This window comes from Chamaesiphon sp. (assembly GCF_041737865.1).
Classification (GTDB): domain Bacteria; phylum Cyanobacteriota; class Cyanobacteriia; order Cyanobacteriales; family Chamaesiphonaceae; genus Chamaesiphon.
On record NZ_JBGSQZ010000263.1, the window covers coordinates 1 to 15,096 of the forward strand.

The following is a 15,096-nucleotide window of genomic DNA, read 5'->3' on the forward strand; positions in this document are numbered from 1 at the left end:
TCGGATGCACCTCATCCCAAAAAAGATAAGTGTCAGGTGTGCAGCTAGGTGAAGTAATACATTTGTCTGTGACATTAAATCCAGCACTACTAGCCGTATTGAATAAAGAATTGACATTTAGTAAGTTCAATTCGACATCAGGGTTACTCGCTCTTAAATCACTTATGCTTTTTGCTAAACCAATATTGTGAAGCTGAGTTGCGCCATCGAGCAGTCCAGAAGCAGGTAATGTCCGCGTACTCGGAAGCTGACCTAAATTTGGTAGATTGGGAACTAAAATATTTTTAGCACCGCGTCCAATTAAAGTACCGATCTGTGCAGTCAAATTACCAACTATTACGCTTGGATCAGCTGGATTGGCTGGATTGACTGGCTCCAAATAATCATTCGCTCCCCCCCAAATCACATAGAGAGTGTCAGACTTGACAATTGAATTATCACTATCGATCTGCTGCTTGATGCCAATAAATCCAGGCGTAGAAGCTTGAGGATGACTGTCAGTTTTGGCATTACCGACTGCAAAATTGGTACTAGGATCGTTAGGTATGCCTAATTTGGTTGCTAGGTACTCGACCCACACCGGGCCATTGGAAAATCTGCCGCGATCGTAAGGTGGTGAAGGTGGAAACGGATTATTTAATGCTGTTGATGCTGTAAAGAACCGCCCGACATCCGAAAGGCTATCGCCATAGACGACGAGTTGACCGAAAGTAGCCGCGATCGCCCGCACTGGGACTAGACTAGCAGCAATAATTAATCCACAAGCGATTGAAAATCTTTTCATTTGGCTTTCTAGGTAAAGACTAAGATATAAACGGAGACTACACCAAGTATACCCATAATACTAGCTTAATGGCACCCAGATCTAGATTGTGTATTCACAAGTACGCTGGATGTGATTTTAGTAAAGTCGATCGCAATGACACTAAAAAAGAGAGCAGAACATTGATGTTCTACTCTCTGCCTAAATATTAGTTCCAAAAACTGAGAACTGAAGTTAGTTCACATTACCTACTATGGTTTGTGAACGATGAAGCTCAATACTTGACACTGTTTGATGTTATCAAAACCAACAACCCGAACGTAACAATGACCGTACTCACTCCGGCAAGCACGAACTTCAGCTAAGATTTCGTTAGTAGTAGTCGCGTTAAATAATGGCAACTTCCAGAGTGTCCAGTAGTGCTGGGTAGGCTCAGATTCTTTACTGAACTCAACACCAGGAATGTAGCCTTGATCGAGCATGTATTGAAGCTGCTTGGCAATTTGAGCATCGCTCAATGGTGGCAAGTAGGAAAAAGTCTCAAAGCGACGTTCAAAAGATAAAGTTTGCATTTCTATTTGCTCTACGGCTAAATATAGTTGAGATGAGGATGTATCTTGGCAACTATGAGTTACTCAGATGATGGTTCGAGGCTGCTCGGCTCGACAATGGATAGCTGCGATAGTTTCTCTAGCTGTTGTTTGCGATGCTGACTATTTTTGTGCTTGATATCATGAGACACCATCTCAGGCAGATCGTCCATGATTTCTTCGACTAAATGCTCCCTCACCGTCATAATGCGGAAGGCTAACTCCTGGTGTTCTGCCAGCAGCGCGAGTAAATAGACTTCGCCATCTTGAAGGATCGATCGACTGGAGAAGCTGTGCAACCACCGTGCGAGGGTGGGATTTGTCTCCATCAATTGAGCCAGAACAGTCTGCACCGCTTGATAAGTCAAGTAGCTAGAGATAACTTTGGTCGTAGCTTTGGCAACTTGTTTGCGATCCATTATCGAAAGGTGAAGAGATTGGGAAATAGTGACTAGCGATCGGCATTAACTACTCATTCGCTATCAACTATCAACTATCAACTATCAACTATGTCTACAGAGTATCCATTGCTTCAAACTCAAACTTGATTTCTTTCCAAAGTTCGAGAGCAACAGCTAGTTCTGGCGACCATTTACCAGCTTCACGGAGGACATCGCCACCTTCACGCATGAGGTTACGACCTTCGTTACGTGCTTGGATACAAGCTTCAAGTGCGACGCGGTTTGCCATTGCACCAGGAGCGTTACCCCAAGGGTGTCCAGCAGTACCACCACCAAATTGGAGGCAAGAGTCATCGCCAAAGATTTCGACTAGTGCGGGCATGTGCCAAACGTGGATACCACCAGAAGCAACAGGCATAACACCAGGCATAGAAGCCCAATCTTGGGTGAAGAAAATACCGCGCGAGCGATCTTCTTCGACGTAGTTTTCACGCATTAGGTCAACAAAACCCATGGTGATGCCTTTTTCGCCTTCGAGCTTACCAACAACTGTACCGGAGTGAAGGTGATCGCCACCAGACATCCGTAAGCATTTCGCCAGCACGCGGAAGTGGATACCGTGATTTTTTTGACGATCGATTACTGCGTGCATTGCGCGGTGAATGTGCAGTAATACACCGTTGGCACGGCACCATTTAGCTAGGGAAGTATTCGCAGTAAAACCACCAGTGAGGTAGTCGTGCATGATGATTGGAGTGCCGATTTCTTTGGCGAAATTAGCGCGTTCCATCATTTCTTCGCAGGTAGGCGCAGTCACGTTGAGGTAGTGACCTTTGATTTCGCCAGTTTCTGCTTGGGATTTTTCGATCGCTTCTTGAACGAACAAGAAACGGTCGCGCCAACGCATGAATGGTTGGGAGTTGATGTTTTCGTCGTCTTTGGTGAAGTCTAGACCACCACGAAGAACTTCGTATACTGCCCGACCATAGTTTTTAGCCGACAGACCGAGTTTAGGTTTGATCGTACAACCTAGTAACGGACGACCATATTTATTTAATTTATCGCGCTCTACGGTAATTCCGTGAGGAGGCCCTTGGAAGGTCTTGAGGTAAGCAACTGGAATCCGTAAGTCTTCTAAACGTAATGCCCGAATCGCTTTAAAACCAAATACGTTACCTACTAATGAGGTAAGCATGTTGGTAACAGAACCTTCTTCAAATAAATCTAAAGGATAGGCAATGAAGCAAAAATATTGATTGTCTTCACCTTGAACTGGTTCGATGTGGTAACAGCGACCTTTGTACCGATCCAAGTCGGTGAGCAAGTCAGTCCAAACAGTCGTCCAGGTACCTGTGGAAGATTCAGCGGCTACAGCAGCACCAGCTTCTTCTGCGGGTACTCCAGGCTGAGGAGTCATCCGAAAAGCTGCGAGTAAGTCTGTATCTTTGGGGGTATAGTCAGGAGTGTAGTAAGTTAGACGGTAGTCTTGTACACCAGCCTTGTACCCAGTCTTGGCCTGAGTTTGAGTTTGCGCGTAAGCCATAAATTTCCTAACCTTCAGGAACCAGTTGAGATTTCTTGTTAAAACTAACTATATCAGTAAGTGCATAAGTTTTGGTTCCGATCTTTTGACGATCGTGATAAGGGGATTTTATATGTGTACCATCGACGGGGATCTATACACCCACAGCGGTCATGGCACATTAAAAAGGCAGTTAGATAAGTATCTAACTGCCAATAATTAAGATTTAAAAATGTTATTTTTTGTTAACTTACCGCTATGCTTTTGTCTGCACTTCAGAAGTGACAGACCGATGCCATCTGACGGTAGCCGATCTGCGAGCGACTATACTTTCTTGGGCGAAAGCAGCATCATCATGTTACGTCCCTCTTTTTTGGGAAACTGCTGAACTTCAGCTATTTCCTGGAGGTCGTTTGCCATCCGTCGGAGGACTTTTTCGGCTAGATCGCTATGTTGGATCTCACGTCCGCGAAATGTGATGGTAGCTTTGACTTTATCGCCAGACTTAATAAATCGATCGGCTTGACTAACTCGCACTTGGTAGTCATGTTCCTCGATCGTGTACCGCATTTTGACTTCTTTGACTTCCGCAGTATGCTGCTTCTTCTTCGCTTCGCGAGCTTTCTTTTCTAGTTCAAACTTATATTTCCCGTAGTCCATAATCCGACATACAGGTGGATCGGCTTTGTCACTGACTAGCACTAAATCCAGTCCGTTCTCATCGGCAATCCCCTGCGCCTCTTGAGGCGTGAGAATGCCTAGCTGTTCGCCATCAGTACCGATGACGCGAATTTGTGGAAACCGGATACGTTCGTTGATTTGAGGAAGATCGCGGGTGCGTCTTTTTTCGATGATGGGGGATTTAATAGCTATGGGATTTTCTGGTGGGTAAGTGGGCTGGTTATCCTCAGTTACAGCTAGCTGTAAAATCAGTCTAAACTAGATAACTAAATGTTATTTAGCTACATATAACTATTTTACCCAATATCTGAAGATTGGGAACGAAAGTTAATATTTTTTAAGCTTGTGTAACCTTTTTAAGGTAATGGCGATGGAGCGGGATTTAGGAGACGGTATGTTGCGGACTTGGCATCAAAAAGTAGGAAATCAGCGAGATTGGGTGTGGCGAGGTTGGCAGACTCGATATACTTACCAGCGATGTAGTAGCGATCGCGTCACTTTGCCCCCAGTATTATTGCTGCATGGTTTCGGGGCATCGATCGGTCATTGGCAGCACAATTTAGAGTTCTTGGCAACCAACCATACTGTCTATGGACTAGATCTCGTCGGTTGGGGCGGTTCGCGCAAGCCCGATATTCAGTATGATATCGATTTGTGGGTCGATCAAGTTTACGATTTTTGGCAGACATTTGTCGGTCAACCGATGGTTTTGGTTGGTAACTCGATCGGTTCGTTGGTGGCTCTAGTTGCCGCCGCTAGATACCCAGAGATGGCAACTAGTCTAGTGATGGTCAGTTTACCAGACCTCTCAGCCGAACAGGAGATGATTCCGCGATCGATCCAACCATTAGTCAATGGCATCAAGCGCGTTATCCTAAATCCGCCGCTATTACACACATTATTTCGGGTAGTGAGTCAGCCCAAAGTTGCTAAAAAATGGGCACAAATCGCTTATGCTAGTCCCGATCGAGTCACAGATGAATTAGTCGATCTATTCATCACTCCAGCGCGAGAACGGGAGGCTGCCGCTGCATTTGTGAAGATTATGCAGGGAATGACTAGTAGTAATTTTTCCCCAAATATTCGCAAGCTGCTACCAGAGATGAATATCCCGATGCTCCTACTTTGGGGTAGTGACGATCGGATGATTCCGCCAGGAACAGCCGGAATATTACTAAAATTGAATCCCTTGCTGGAACTAGTTAATTTAGCAGGTGCTGGGCATTGTGCCCATGATGAAATGCCCGAACTCGTAAATGAAACGATTCGCAGCTGGCTCGATGCATCAGCAGCTCGGTAATACCCACAATCGGATCTAGAAGCATCAGGTCTGAATGCCTATTTAGATCCGATCCACCCCCACCTCATTACTACCCAAACTCAAAGTGGTTAAAACCACTCCTCGGAGTGCAAAGTCCGCCTACGCGGACTAATAAACTAGTACAGCTTCGGCGGACTTGGCAACATTAGATCCGATTTGCGAATGGCTATCAACTGTCAACACTATGCCTACGGCAGGCTACGCCAACAGTACAAGCTGTCAACTGTCTAACCAACAGTAACTTGGTCGATGCTGACATCAGTAGTACCAGAAACACCACTGGCTAGCTCGACCATCCGATCGAGAATTTCTTGGCTGGGTACAGAACCTTTTAAAACCACACTACTACCAGTTTGAGCGACCCATAAGCCTTCTACATCCGTAACGGAAGCATCCTCATCAAAAGCTAGCGCGACGCGCTTGGACAAGCCGCTTTGGTCGTATTCACCATTAAGTCCGACGCGCTCTGGTGCTACTTCTCCACCAGTCTCAGGATCTGTGGATTCAGGCGCGGGGGCAGGATTGACTTCAGCATCTGCTGGTTTTTCCATGCCAAAGATCTTCTGTAAGAAACCCATGATTGCAATACTCCATCTAAAAACATAAACCCTACCTATTATGTAGGTTATTTGTGACTAAAGACGAAGATGATTACAATTTTTTTAAGATTGTGACAATCGAAAATTGTGGGACAATATTAGGCTTTAGGGCGGGAGTTAGGCTTTAGGCTTTAGGGCAGGAGTTAGGCTTTAGGCTTTAGGACGCTTGCGTTCCTATTACCCCGAACACCTAACACCTAACACCTAACACCTAACACCTAACACCTAACACCTAACACCTAACACCTAACACCTAACACCTAACACCTAACACCTAACACCTAACTAACATGAAACACACTCTATCCGTATTGGTTGAAGATGAAGCTGGAGTACTGACTCGGATTGCGGGATTGTTTGCCCGTAGGGGGTTTAATATCGAAAGTTTAGCTGTCGGCCCCGCCGAACAGGAAGGTCGATCGCGTGTGACAATGGTCATTGATGGCGATGACCACTCGATCGAGCAATTGACCAAACAGTTGTATAAACTAGTAAATATCCTCAAAGTATTGGATATTACAGATATTCCGTGTGTGGAACGAGAATTGATGCTGCTCAAAGTTAATGCCAGTAGTGCCCATCGATCAGAAATTATCGAACTGGCGAATATTTTTAGGGCGCGAGTAGTAGATGCAGCCGAAGATGCCCTGACACTAGAAGTAGTCGGCGATCCTGGTAAAATAGTCGCGATCGTCCAAGTCTTACAAAAATTTGGGATCAAAGAGATTGCCCGTACGGGAAAGGTTGCCCTATCGAGAGAATCGAAAGTTAATACTGAGTTTTTGAAATTATAAATAATTCATCTTTGTCAGCCGATTTGTTGAGACTGCTACTACCCAATTGTAAGTATTTTTGATTAGAGCATCAGCAGCGGATTGCCATTGGTTAGAATTTCTGGGTTCTCTGCTAGGAGCTAATCATGCTATAATTGTAAAATAATTGTTAAGATTCTATTTGTTGGCGCAACAACTATTTTTAATTTGAAACCATCGAGGTGATGCGATCGCTAAATGCGGATGCGGATCTACCTCGACTTGGTGAGTTAGAACAGATGTTGTTTAATTGCTAGGGCAATCTTTAAATTAGCTTCGATGCGCTCTATCTTGGTGCGTTACGGCTGATGCCTAACACACCCTACACGAAAATGGATCGATCGTTTAGGTTTGCTCTACTACTTCGATCGAAATGCTGTAACGTTTTTGGCACCTTTAGCGAGTGTAAATTATTTTGGCTGGTTCTCTCACAATTGCAGTTCTAGCTGACTCTGCGGACTTATTTCCGTTGTTGAGTCAATACTTGAGTCCCGAACGTTATACGCTCCAGTATTTTACCAACCAATCAGAGTTTTTAGAAAACGTAGAAATGGTCGAGCAAGAGCTAGATTGTTTAGTATTTTACTCCGAGCACCAGCTACTACCCGTCATCAACCATCTGTACCATCGTGGACAGGTGTTACCTGTAGTCATCATTCATCGATTGATTCCCAACAGGTTGCCAAATCCCATAAACACTACATCTACTCACTTTGCCGGATCTAGTAGCTACATTTACCAACCGTCTGAAGTAATTTTGGCAGTCACAGAGATGTCCGACATTGCAGTGGCAATTGATAAAGCCATTGCCAAGTTCTTGAGCCTCACTCCGATCGTGTTAGCATCCGAGCATCCTCAGCCCGAAATTGAAGCGGAAACCGCCCGCGAACAAAACTTTTTGCTCCAACAACAAAGTCGTCTGGCACACAAGCTTAATGAGCGTCTAGGATATCTAGCAGTTTATTACAGACGTAGCCCCAACCAATTTTTTCGATATCTCGACAGGCAACAGAAGCAAGAGCTACTACAACAGTTAAAATCTCAATACCGAGAAATAGTCCTCGACTACTTTGCCGATAGTAATCAGATCGATATCAAAATCGATGAATTTGTCAGCTCGGCATTTTTTAGAGATATGGCTGTTTCCGAGATTGTCAAGATTCACATGGAATTGATGGAGGAATTCTCAAACCAGCTAAAATTGGAAGGACGCAGTGAGGAGATCTTGCTAGACTACCGCCTTACTCTGATTGATACGATCGCCCATCTGTGTGAAATGTATCGTCGATCGGTACCGCGCGAGATATCGTAGCGATCGAGATCTAAAGCTAGGTGTTGGTAAGATGCTCCATCGCTAAATAGGCTATGGCGATCGTAAATAGTCGAGTTCAATATTTCACCCTTGACAATTTATCGGTTAATTTATGACCCCATTAATGAAAACTTACGTCCTCAAGCTCTATGTGGCTGGAAATACGCCCAATTCAGTCAGGGCACTCCGAACTCTAAAGAATATCTTAGAGGAAGAGTTTAAAGGCGTATATGCCCTTAAAGTAATTGATGTGCTCAAAAACCCTCAACTAGCAGAAGAGGATAAAATTTTAGCGACTCCCACACTATCCAAAGTTTTACCGCCACCAGTCAGAAAAATTATTGGCGATCTATCCGATCGCGAAAAAGTGTTGATTGGCTTGGATCTTTTGTATGAGGAACTGTCCGAACGCGATGGAGATTTGTAGGTAGTTAGATTTTTATAATAACGATCGTCTCATCGGTCGATCGAGTTGAATTAGTTGTGTAGTTAAAAACTTTTCAAATCTCAGAAATGACCAGTACGAATCAATTAGTAGAACGCCCGCTAAATCCTTTAGGTGTGCAGAAAATCCACACCATGATCGAAGGTTTCGATGATATCTCTCATGGTGGCTTACCCGCTGGTAGAACAACGATCCTCAGTGGCACATCGGGAACTGGAAAAACCATGTTAGCCGTTCAATTTGTCTACAACGGGATTCAATACTTTGATGAACCTGGTATCTTTGTAACTTTCGAGGAATCACCTGCTGATATTATCAAAAACGCGCACAGTTTCGGCTGGGATCTTCAAAAGTCGATCGATGATGGTAAATTGTTTATCCTCGATGCTTCTCCAGATCCAGAAGGGCAAGAAGTAGTAGGTAGTTTCGATCTTTCAGCCTTGATCGAACGGATTCAGTATGCTTTTGTCAAATATAAAGCCAAGCGCGTCTCGATCGATTCCGTCACCGCCATCTTCCAACAATACGATGCAGCCTCAGTAGTCAGACGCGAAATCTTTCGGTTAGTAGCAAGACTAAAACAAATGGGTGCCACTACCATTATGACAACCGAGCGCGTCGAAGAATATGGCCCCGTCGCGCGATTTGGCGTCGAAGAATTTGTTTCGGATAACGTGGCGATCGTCCGAAATGTGCTAGAAGGAGAACGTCGCCGTCGAACGATCGAAATCCTCAAACTGAGGGGTACTACCCACATGAAGGGAGAATATCCCTTCACAATTACCAACAACGGCATCAATATCTTCCCATTGGGAGCCATGCGCCTCACCCAGAAGTCTTCCAATGTGCGGGTATCATCTGGAGTCAAAGCTCTAGATGTGATGTGCGGTGGCGGCTATTTCAAGGACTCGATCATCCTCGCAACCGGAGCCACAGGAACAGGCAAAACTCTATTGGTGAGCAAATTTATCCAAGAAGCCTGTTTGGCTGGAGAACGGGCAATTTTGTTCGCTTATGAAGAGTCGCGCGCGCAATTATCGCGAAACGCTACTGCCTGGGGAATTGATTTTGAAGAATTAGAGCAAAAAGGATTACTCAAAATCCTCTGTACCTATCCAGAATCAGCCGGATTGGAAGATCATTTACAAACAATCAAATCTGAAATAGCCGAATTTAAACCCGATCGAATCGCGATCGATTCGCTTTCAGCTTTGTCACGAGGAGTGAGTAATAACTCTTTTAGACAGTTTGTAATTGGCGTAACAGGTTATGCCAAGCAGGAAGAAATCACTGGATTTTTTACCAATACTTCCGACCAGTTTATGGGGTCTAATTCAATCACTGATTCCCATATTTCAACGATCACCGATACAATTTTGATGCTCCAGTATGTAGAAATTCGTGGAGAAATGGCGCGAGCACTCAACGTATTTAAGATGCGGGGTTCTTGGCATGATAAAGGTATTCATGAATACACCATCAGTCAGGATGGAGCAGAAATCAAGGATTCCTTCCGCAACTATGAAGGCATTATCAGTGGTTCGCCCAGTCGGATTGCGATCGATGAAAAGTACGAACTTTCGCGAATCGTTCGTGCAGTTAGTGATAAATCTATTGAATAGTTAATGACATTTAGATCGAGTACTCGATTTCAGCAGATCGATCGACTGTTAATCCAATGGCCGTCTAAAATATAATTTAAGTATCGAGAAAAAGATGTTGTGAGGAAAACGCCAGTCGATCTGTATCGCATGGGAAATGCGATCTCTTCTAGAATGGAGAATGTCCGAGCGAAGGATATCGATGTGTATGAAGCTGATAGGACAATGTGGGTAGCTGCAAATTCAGGAGGCATTTCTACATTCTCAGTTAGAGGAATTGGCAAGAACTGGTGGAAACTAGATTTGGATGCAAAAATTCCAAGCGAGCTTAGAGTCGTAAATGATTATGGGAATCACTGGCTCTGGGAACCGAGCTATTCGATGCCATTAGATGAATATCAGCATATTCTAAAGTCAGTTGGCAATCTATTTTATAAAATAAGTTGAGGAAAATTACCTATGATGAACCTATCACCAAAGGCAATGAGGTCGATCGCCGAAGCACTAGAATTTCGGATCGCAGCATATCAAAATCAATTGGATTCGGAAGAGTTATCTGAGGATGAGGCTTCAGATTTGACTAACGATTCGATGTTTTTAGAATCATTATTACAGGATTTGCGAAAAGCATTGGCTGTGCCTGTTGCTCAAGTATTTTGAGGAGACAATAGTTTATTTTAAAAGGGAATCTGCATACTGTAACGAAAAATCGATAGCATCCGATCGATCCGGCTCAGTCCAGTCATCACTAATGTCAATAACTGAGACGTTCTGCTTTAATCCATCTAGAATCAATGCTGCCAATTGCAATCGATCTGTTGGTGATAAAGTCTGAATAACTGATGTATAAATCTCTTCAGCAATAGGTGACATATATGGTTCTCCCAGGCATCTTTGATTAGCTTAACACAATTATATAGAGATATTTGGGAATAATAACATAACGCTAGTTAAAACCGATCGATATGTTAAACAAGGTAGGGGACAAAGTTGAGTTTAAAAGTGAAGCCGAACTTGAAAAATTTGTCTACGGACACTTAGATGAATTATTATCACTCCAGCCAATTGCTAAACAATATAGAATTAACAGTGATATTTGTGATATTTTAGCAGTTGACGATCGACAGCGACTGAGCATTATTGAGCTAAAGAATGTAGAAGATCGATATGTCGTCCAACAACTGACTAGATATTATGATAGCTTAATTGAAGAAAAACCATTTTCAAATTTAATTAACTATAAAAATGATATCAGGCTGATTGCCATTACTCCATCATTTCATCAGCACAACTTAGTAGACAGAAAACATACTAGACTAGGAATTGAGTTTTGGAGCTTTGAGATAGCACAAATTAAAGGGGCAAAGAATATATCATTTACCTTGACAAACTGTGATACCAACGAGAAAAATATATCTCAGATATTAACAGGTAGAAATAATGATGTCTTGCCCAAAGAGAAAGTACAGAAGACAGAAATAGAGTGGAGTGAAGATCCTACGGAGCGGTGGAAGCAATATGTAATGGTTAATGCTTCCTATATTGATGCTGTTGATTACTACATGAGGCTAAATTATTCATCCAAGTTAGCCATTCAGACATTAACGGCTGAAGAGGTAAGAGAAAAATCTAAAAAATACAAACGTGCTTGTACAAAGGAATTCAAGATTAAATTAGAACTCCTATCTGATGAAAGTGGAATAACTAGAAAACTTAAAACGGTAAAGTTACCGCAAAATATCCAACTAGGTCATCTGGCTGCATGGTGCATAGAAAATAAAGTACCCAATGCTATCGAAGTTCGTTATAACCAAAGCCTTATGCAGACAGAAAGTAGCGAACATCGAATAAAAGTAGAAGCTTTCATCGCTCATCATCTAAGCTTGCTTGGAGTTGAGAGCAATCCTAAAATAGCCGATGGAAGCACCTGTATTATCAATACAAAAATTCCTATATGGGTTCTTGTTGCAATGCGTGAGATGCTGGATTACAGTGATGAAGAAATTCACGCCTTGTATCCAACTTTATCAGAGACAGAATTAGAAAATGCGTGGGCATATGCGTCTGATTATGCCAGAATAATTAGAGCGGAGACAGGTGATATATTTGAGTACCTTACAACTCATAAGATGTGGTAAATAACTTGTATTGAACCAATCGAGTTACTCGCTTAAAATTAATCTCGATCGAACCACCTTAACTAACTGCAACTCCACGCCAGAAACCTGTTCTAACATGAACACCATCTGCTCTGGACGCAACAAAGTCCCATCATTGACACAACTACCCACATATCGTAGTTCTACATCTGTCTCACCTGTAACCTTCATCAACTCTAATTCATATAGTCGATCGCGTAAATTGATTTGCGTATTCTTACCAGATTTAGACTTTTTATCCTGAATAATTTCCTGACTAGCTAACACCGTAGCGATCCAATTTTCCCATTGGGGCGATGTTTCACTAGCTGATGAAACAGTAGTGATATATTCCGCCTGAGTGATTAACGTAGAAGCAGGGGATTGTTTGAGATCGACAGATTCAACCCGATAGATTGGAATATCTGTGGGTAATTGCGCTGCTAATTTGGTATGAAATTCCGCCTCATCCATCGTGGTGGTGAGTTCAAAGTCGGCGATTTCACCTGTGCTGGTTGAGCCTAATGGTAAAGCATTGGCAATCATGATTCGAGGGGCGGGATGGAAGCCCCCACTGTAGGTTACGGGAATACTGGCGCGGCGGATGGCTCGATCGAACAAACGCGCCAAATCTAAATGCCCAACTAAGGACATTTTGCCAATTTTGCCAAACCAGACGCGCAGCCGCTGTACTTTGTTGGTATTGGGGGTGAATTGTCCAGTGAATTCGGGAATCGGCATCGGTGGGACGATGACGTTGTGCCCAAAATCGGTGCCACACACGCCGCAATGGGAGCAACCATCGAATGAGCAGTCGGGGACGATGCCAGCGGCTAGGGCGCGTTCGAGGTCGTCTTGGAGCCACTTTTTGTCGATGCCTGTATCGAGGTGATCCCAGGGGAGGGGGGCGTTAAGATTGTGGGGGAGGGGGACGGAGGGTAATTCTAGGGATTCGATCGATCCAGCCGAATCCGTAGCAATATCTGTTGCTAGTAAGGTTGGCACAGCTTCGCTTTCGGTGATGCGTGGCTTGAGTTTTGGTGCTCGACTATTGGTTGGAGTTTCGGCGGAGATTTTTACCCCACCCCAGCCCTCCCCTTGGAAAGGGGAGGAAGCCGGATCTGAAGCCCCCCTTTCTAAGGGGGGTTGGGGGGGTAAATCCTCAAATATATTCCATTCGCCATTTTCGACGCGGCGATATTTCCAGTCTAAACCAGCTTCGTAGATCGCTTGTGCCCAGGCACCATAGGCTTTTTCCAAGCTTTCCCACCAGGCATCCATACCTGCGCCGAGTTCCCAGGCGCGACGGATTACGGGGGCGAGGGATCGATCTCCCCGTCCGACAAAATCTTCCATTGCGGAGATCCGCACGTCGGTATAATTGACTTTAACGCCCCGCAGATCTCGGAATTCGTCTTTAAGTAACCGTTGTTTACGCGCAAATTCGGTAGTGGAAACGGAATGCCATTGGAAGGGGGTATGGGGTTTGGGGGTGAAGTTGGAGATGGTGATATTAAAATTCAGGGTGCGGCGATCTTTTGCCCAACATTCACGTTTGAGCCAGCGCACGGTTTCGGCAATCCCGACGACATCGACATCGGTTTCACCTGGTAAACCAATCATAAAGTAGAGTTTGATCTTATCCCAACCCTGCTCAAAGCCTGTCTTCACGCCACGTAGCAATTCTTCATTCGTCAAACCCTTATTAATAATATCCCGCAACCTTTGGGTACCCGCTTCCGGTGCGAAAGTTAAGCCACCTTTGCGCGTACCACCGATGATATTGGCAATATCTTCATCAAATCTATCAACCCGCTGACTGGGGAGTGAGAGCGAAATATTCTCATCCTTGAGCCGATTCTTGATTTCCAATCCCACAGCGGGAAGGGCGAGATAATCTGAGCAACTGAGGGAGAGGAGCGAGAATTCATCATAACCCGTCGATCGCATTCCAGTCTCGATCGCATTAATCACCGCTTCCGGCTCCACATCCCGCGCAGGGCGAGTCAACATCCCTGGCTGACAAAAGCGACACCCACGAGTACAACCACGGCGAATTTCGATGGTGAGTCGATCGTGTACAGTTTCGACATAAGGCACCAACCCGATCGAGTATGCTGGAATCGGGGTAGCTACCCGTCGGAGGATGCGTTCTGGTACGTCAGGATGATTTGGCTTGACGCTCCCATCGGGATGCAAATCGTAAAATTGAGGCACATATACGCCTGGAACTTGAGCCAGATCCAATAATAAATCGCGCCGACTCAGTCCCGCAGTTTTGCCATCTTCAACTACTAACCCAATTTCGGGTAATAACTCTTCCCCATCTCCCAGAGCGATAAAGTCAAAGAAATCCGCATAGGGTTCGGGATTAGATGTCGCCGTTTGTCCACCTGCAAAAATCAGGGGATAATTACCCGCCGCCCGTTCGCGCCACGTCAGGGGAATTCCGGCGAGAGTCAACATCTCCAATATATTCGTCGCTCCCAATTCATAGCTGAGACTAAAACCGAGGATATCAAATTCGGCGAGGGATTTCTGCGACTCCACCCCGAATAATGGTGTCTGAGTATCGCGTAATTTCTGCGCTAAATCCGCTGCGGGAAGGTAGGCTCGATCGCACAATTGGCGCGGCTGGGCATTGATAATACTGTAGAGGATAATATGCCCCAGATTGCTGGCCCCAACTTCGTAGATCTCTGGATATGTCAGTGCCCAGCGGACTGTCGCACTCTCCCACGGTTTATGCACCGCACCGAGTTCGTTACCGAGGTAACGAGCGGGTTTGAGGATTTCAGGAGTAATGAGACTATCTACTGCAACTGCCACGATCTTGCCTCTGTTTCGGATTGTTTGGGCGATTATCTATCGTAGCGCGGATTTGGTGATGTGGGATTGAGTTGGGTTCGAT

At 44.6% G+C, this 15,096-nt stretch carries 16 protein-coding genes; 8 read left to right on the forward strand and 8 right to left on the reverse strand.

The window, feature by feature from the left end:
* The 5 genes from ACEW9J_RS20020 to infC form a co-directional block, all read right to left on the reverse strand.
* Nucleotides 1-784 (reverse strand): SGNH/GDSL hydrolase family protein (locus tag ACEW9J_RS20020; protein ID WP_373546853.1); only part of this gene is annotated, 784 nt, incomplete at its 3' end.
* Nucleotides 785-1,014: 230 nt separating this feature from the next.
* Nucleotides 1,015-1,335, reverse strand: a complete 321-nt coding sequence (locus tag ACEW9J_RS20025; protein WP_373538390.1) for a ribulose bisphosphate carboxylase small subunit — start codon at nucleotides 1,333-1,335, stop codon at nucleotides 1,015-1,017.
* A gap of 59 nt (nucleotides 1,336-1,394) precedes the next feature.
* Nucleotides 1,395-1,772, reverse strand: a complete 378-nt coding sequence (locus ACEW9J_RS20030; RefSeq protein ID WP_373546854.1) for a chaperonin family protein RbcX — start codon at nucleotides 1,770-1,772, stop codon at nucleotides 1,395-1,397.
* Between the two features lie 94 nt (nucleotides 1,773-1,866).
* Nucleotides 1,867-3,297, reverse strand: coding sequence for a form I ribulose bisphosphate carboxylase large subunit (locus ACEW9J_RS20035; RefSeq protein ID WP_373546855.1), 1,431 nt, complete (start codon nucleotides 3,295-3,297; stop codon nucleotides 1,867-1,869).
* A gap of 303 nt (nucleotides 3,298-3,600) precedes the next feature.
* Nucleotides 3,601-4,143, reverse strand: coding sequence for a translation initiation factor IF-3 (infC, locus tag ACEW9J_RS20040; RefSeq protein ID WP_373546867.1), 543 nt, complete (start codon nucleotides 4,141-4,143; stop codon nucleotides 3,601-3,603).
* 184 nt (nucleotides 4,144-4,327) lie between these two features.
* Between infC and ACEW9J_RS20045 the strand changes: the two genes are divergently transcribed.
* The gene (locus ACEW9J_RS20045; RefSeq protein WP_373546856.1) at nucleotides 4,328-5,257 is read left to right on the forward strand and encodes an alpha/beta fold hydrolase; all 930 of its coding nucleotides are present in this window, start codon (nucleotides 4,328-4,330) and stop codon (nucleotides 5,255-5,257) included.
* A 248-nt stretch (nucleotides 5,258-5,505) separates the two neighbouring features.
* Here the strand turns inward: ACEW9J_RS20045 and ACEW9J_RS20050 are convergent, their stop codons facing one another.
* Nucleotides 5,506-5,856 carry a phospholipid-binding protein gene (locus ACEW9J_RS20050; protein ID WP_373546857.1) on the reverse strand — a complete coding sequence of 117 codons (351 nt, stop codon included), beginning with the start codon at nucleotides 5,854-5,856 and terminating at the stop codon, nucleotides 5,506-5,508.
* Between the two features lie 311 nt (nucleotides 5,857-6,167).
* Between ACEW9J_RS20050 and ilvN the strand changes: the two genes are divergently transcribed.
* From ilvN to ACEW9J_RS20080, 6 genes are all read left to right on the forward strand, one after another.
* Nucleotides 6,168-6,671 carry an acetolactate synthase small subunit gene (gene ilvN / locus ACEW9J_RS20055; protein ID WP_373546858.1) on the forward strand — a complete coding sequence of 168 codons (504 nt, stop codon included), beginning with the start codon at nucleotides 6,168-6,170 and terminating at the stop codon, nucleotides 6,669-6,671.
* Nucleotides 6,672-7,104: 433 nt separating this feature from the next.
* On the forward strand, nucleotides 7,105-8,001 hold the full coding sequence (locus ACEW9J_RS20060; RefSeq protein WP_373546859.1) for a circadian clock protein KaiA: 897 nt from the start codon (nucleotides 7,105-7,107) through the stop codon (nucleotides 7,999-8,001).
* Between the two features lie 112 nt (nucleotides 8,002-8,113).
* Nucleotides 8,114-8,428: a circadian clock protein KaiB gene (gene kaiB, locus ACEW9J_RS20065; protein ID WP_373546860.1), complete on the forward strand. Its 315-nt coding sequence runs from the start codon at nucleotides 8,114-8,116 to the stop codon at nucleotides 8,426-8,428.
* An 86-nt stretch (nucleotides 8,429-8,514) separates the two neighbouring features.
* Nucleotides 8,515-10,068, forward strand: coding sequence for a circadian clock protein KaiC (gene kaiC, locus ACEW9J_RS20070; protein WP_373546861.1), 1,554 nt, complete (start codon nucleotides 8,515-8,517; stop codon nucleotides 10,066-10,068).
* A 99-nt stretch (nucleotides 10,069-10,167) separates the two neighbouring features.
* Nucleotides 10,168-10,494, forward strand: coding sequence for a hypothetical protein (locus ACEW9J_RS20075; protein ID WP_373546862.1), 327 nt, complete (start codon nucleotides 10,168-10,170; stop codon nucleotides 10,492-10,494).
* A gap of 12 nt (nucleotides 10,495-10,506) precedes the next feature.
* Nucleotides 10,507-10,707, forward strand: coding sequence for a hypothetical protein (locus tag ACEW9J_RS20080; protein WP_373546863.1), 201 nt, complete (start codon nucleotides 10,507-10,509; stop codon nucleotides 10,705-10,707).
* A 12-nt stretch (nucleotides 10,708-10,719) separates the two neighbouring features.
* Here ACEW9J_RS20080 and ACEW9J_RS20085 read toward each other — a convergent pair whose 3' ends face one another.
* The gene (locus ACEW9J_RS20085; protein WP_373546864.1) at nucleotides 10,720-10,920 is read right to left on the reverse strand and encodes a hypothetical protein; all 201 of its coding nucleotides are present in this window, start codon (nucleotides 10,918-10,920) and stop codon (nucleotides 10,720-10,722) included.
* Nucleotides 10,921-11,012: 92 nt separating this feature from the next.
* On the opposite strand from ACEW9J_RS20085, the gene ACEW9J_RS20090 reads away from it, so the two are divergent.
* Complete coding sequence (locus ACEW9J_RS20090) at nucleotides 11,013-12,185, forward strand: endonuclease NucS domain-containing protein (RefSeq protein ID WP_373546865.1); 1,173 nt, start codon at nucleotides 11,013-11,015, stop codon at nucleotides 12,183-12,185.
* Nucleotides 12,186-12,209: 24 nt separating this feature from the next.
* Here ACEW9J_RS20090 and ACEW9J_RS20095 read toward each other — a convergent pair whose 3' ends face one another.
* Complete coding sequence (locus ACEW9J_RS20095; protein ID WP_373546866.1) at nucleotides 12,210-15,014, reverse strand: TIGR03960 family B12-binding radical SAM protein; 2,805 nt, start codon at nucleotides 15,012-15,014, stop codon at nucleotides 12,210-12,212.
* Nucleotides 15,015-15,096 lie beyond the last annotated feature (82 nt).

Bases quoted from the DNA above. Each gene is read 5' to 3' on its own strand.
- ACEW9J_RS20025 (WP_373538390.1), bottom strand. From the start codon at position 1,335: ATGCAAACTTTATCTTTTGAACGTCGCTTTGAGACTTTTTCCTACTTG.
- ACEW9J_RS20085 (WP_373546864.1), bottom strand. From the start codon at position 10,920: ATGTCACCTATTGCTGAAGAGATTTATACATCAGTTATTCAGACTTTA.
- ACEW9J_RS20030 (WP_373546854.1), bottom strand. From the start codon at position 1,772: ATGGATCGCAAACAAGTTGCCAAAGCTACGACCAAAGTTATCTCTAGC.
- ilvN (WP_373546858.1), top strand. From the start codon at position 6,168: ATGAAACACACTCTATCCGTATTGGTTGAAGATGAAGCTGGAGTACTG.
- ACEW9J_RS20045 (WP_373546856.1), top strand. From the start codon at position 4,328: ATGGAGCGGGATTTAGGAGACGGTATGTTGCGGACTTGGCATCAAAAA.
- ACEW9J_RS20090 (WP_373546865.1), top strand. From the start codon at position 11,013: ATGTTAAACAAGGTAGGGGACAAAGTTGAGTTTAAAAGTGAAGCCGAA.
- kaiC (WP_373546861.1), top strand. From the start codon at position 8,515: ATGACCAGTACGAATCAATTAGTAGAACGCCCGCTAAATCCTTTAGGT.
- ACEW9J_RS20050 (WP_373546857.1), bottom strand. From the start codon at position 5,856: ATGGGTTTCTTACAGAAGATCTTTGGCATGGAAAAACCAGCAGATGCT.
- kaiB (WP_373546860.1), top strand. From the start codon at position 8,114: ATGACCCCATTAATGAAAACTTACGTCCTCAAGCTCTATGTGGCTGGA.
- ACEW9J_RS20035 (WP_373546855.1), bottom strand. From the start codon at position 3,297: ATGGCTTACGCGCAAACTCAAACTCAGGCCAAGACTGGGTACAAGGCT.
- ACEW9J_RS20080 (WP_373546863.1), top strand. From the start codon at position 10,507: ATGATGAACCTATCACCAAAGGCAATGAGGTCGATCGCCGAAGCACTA.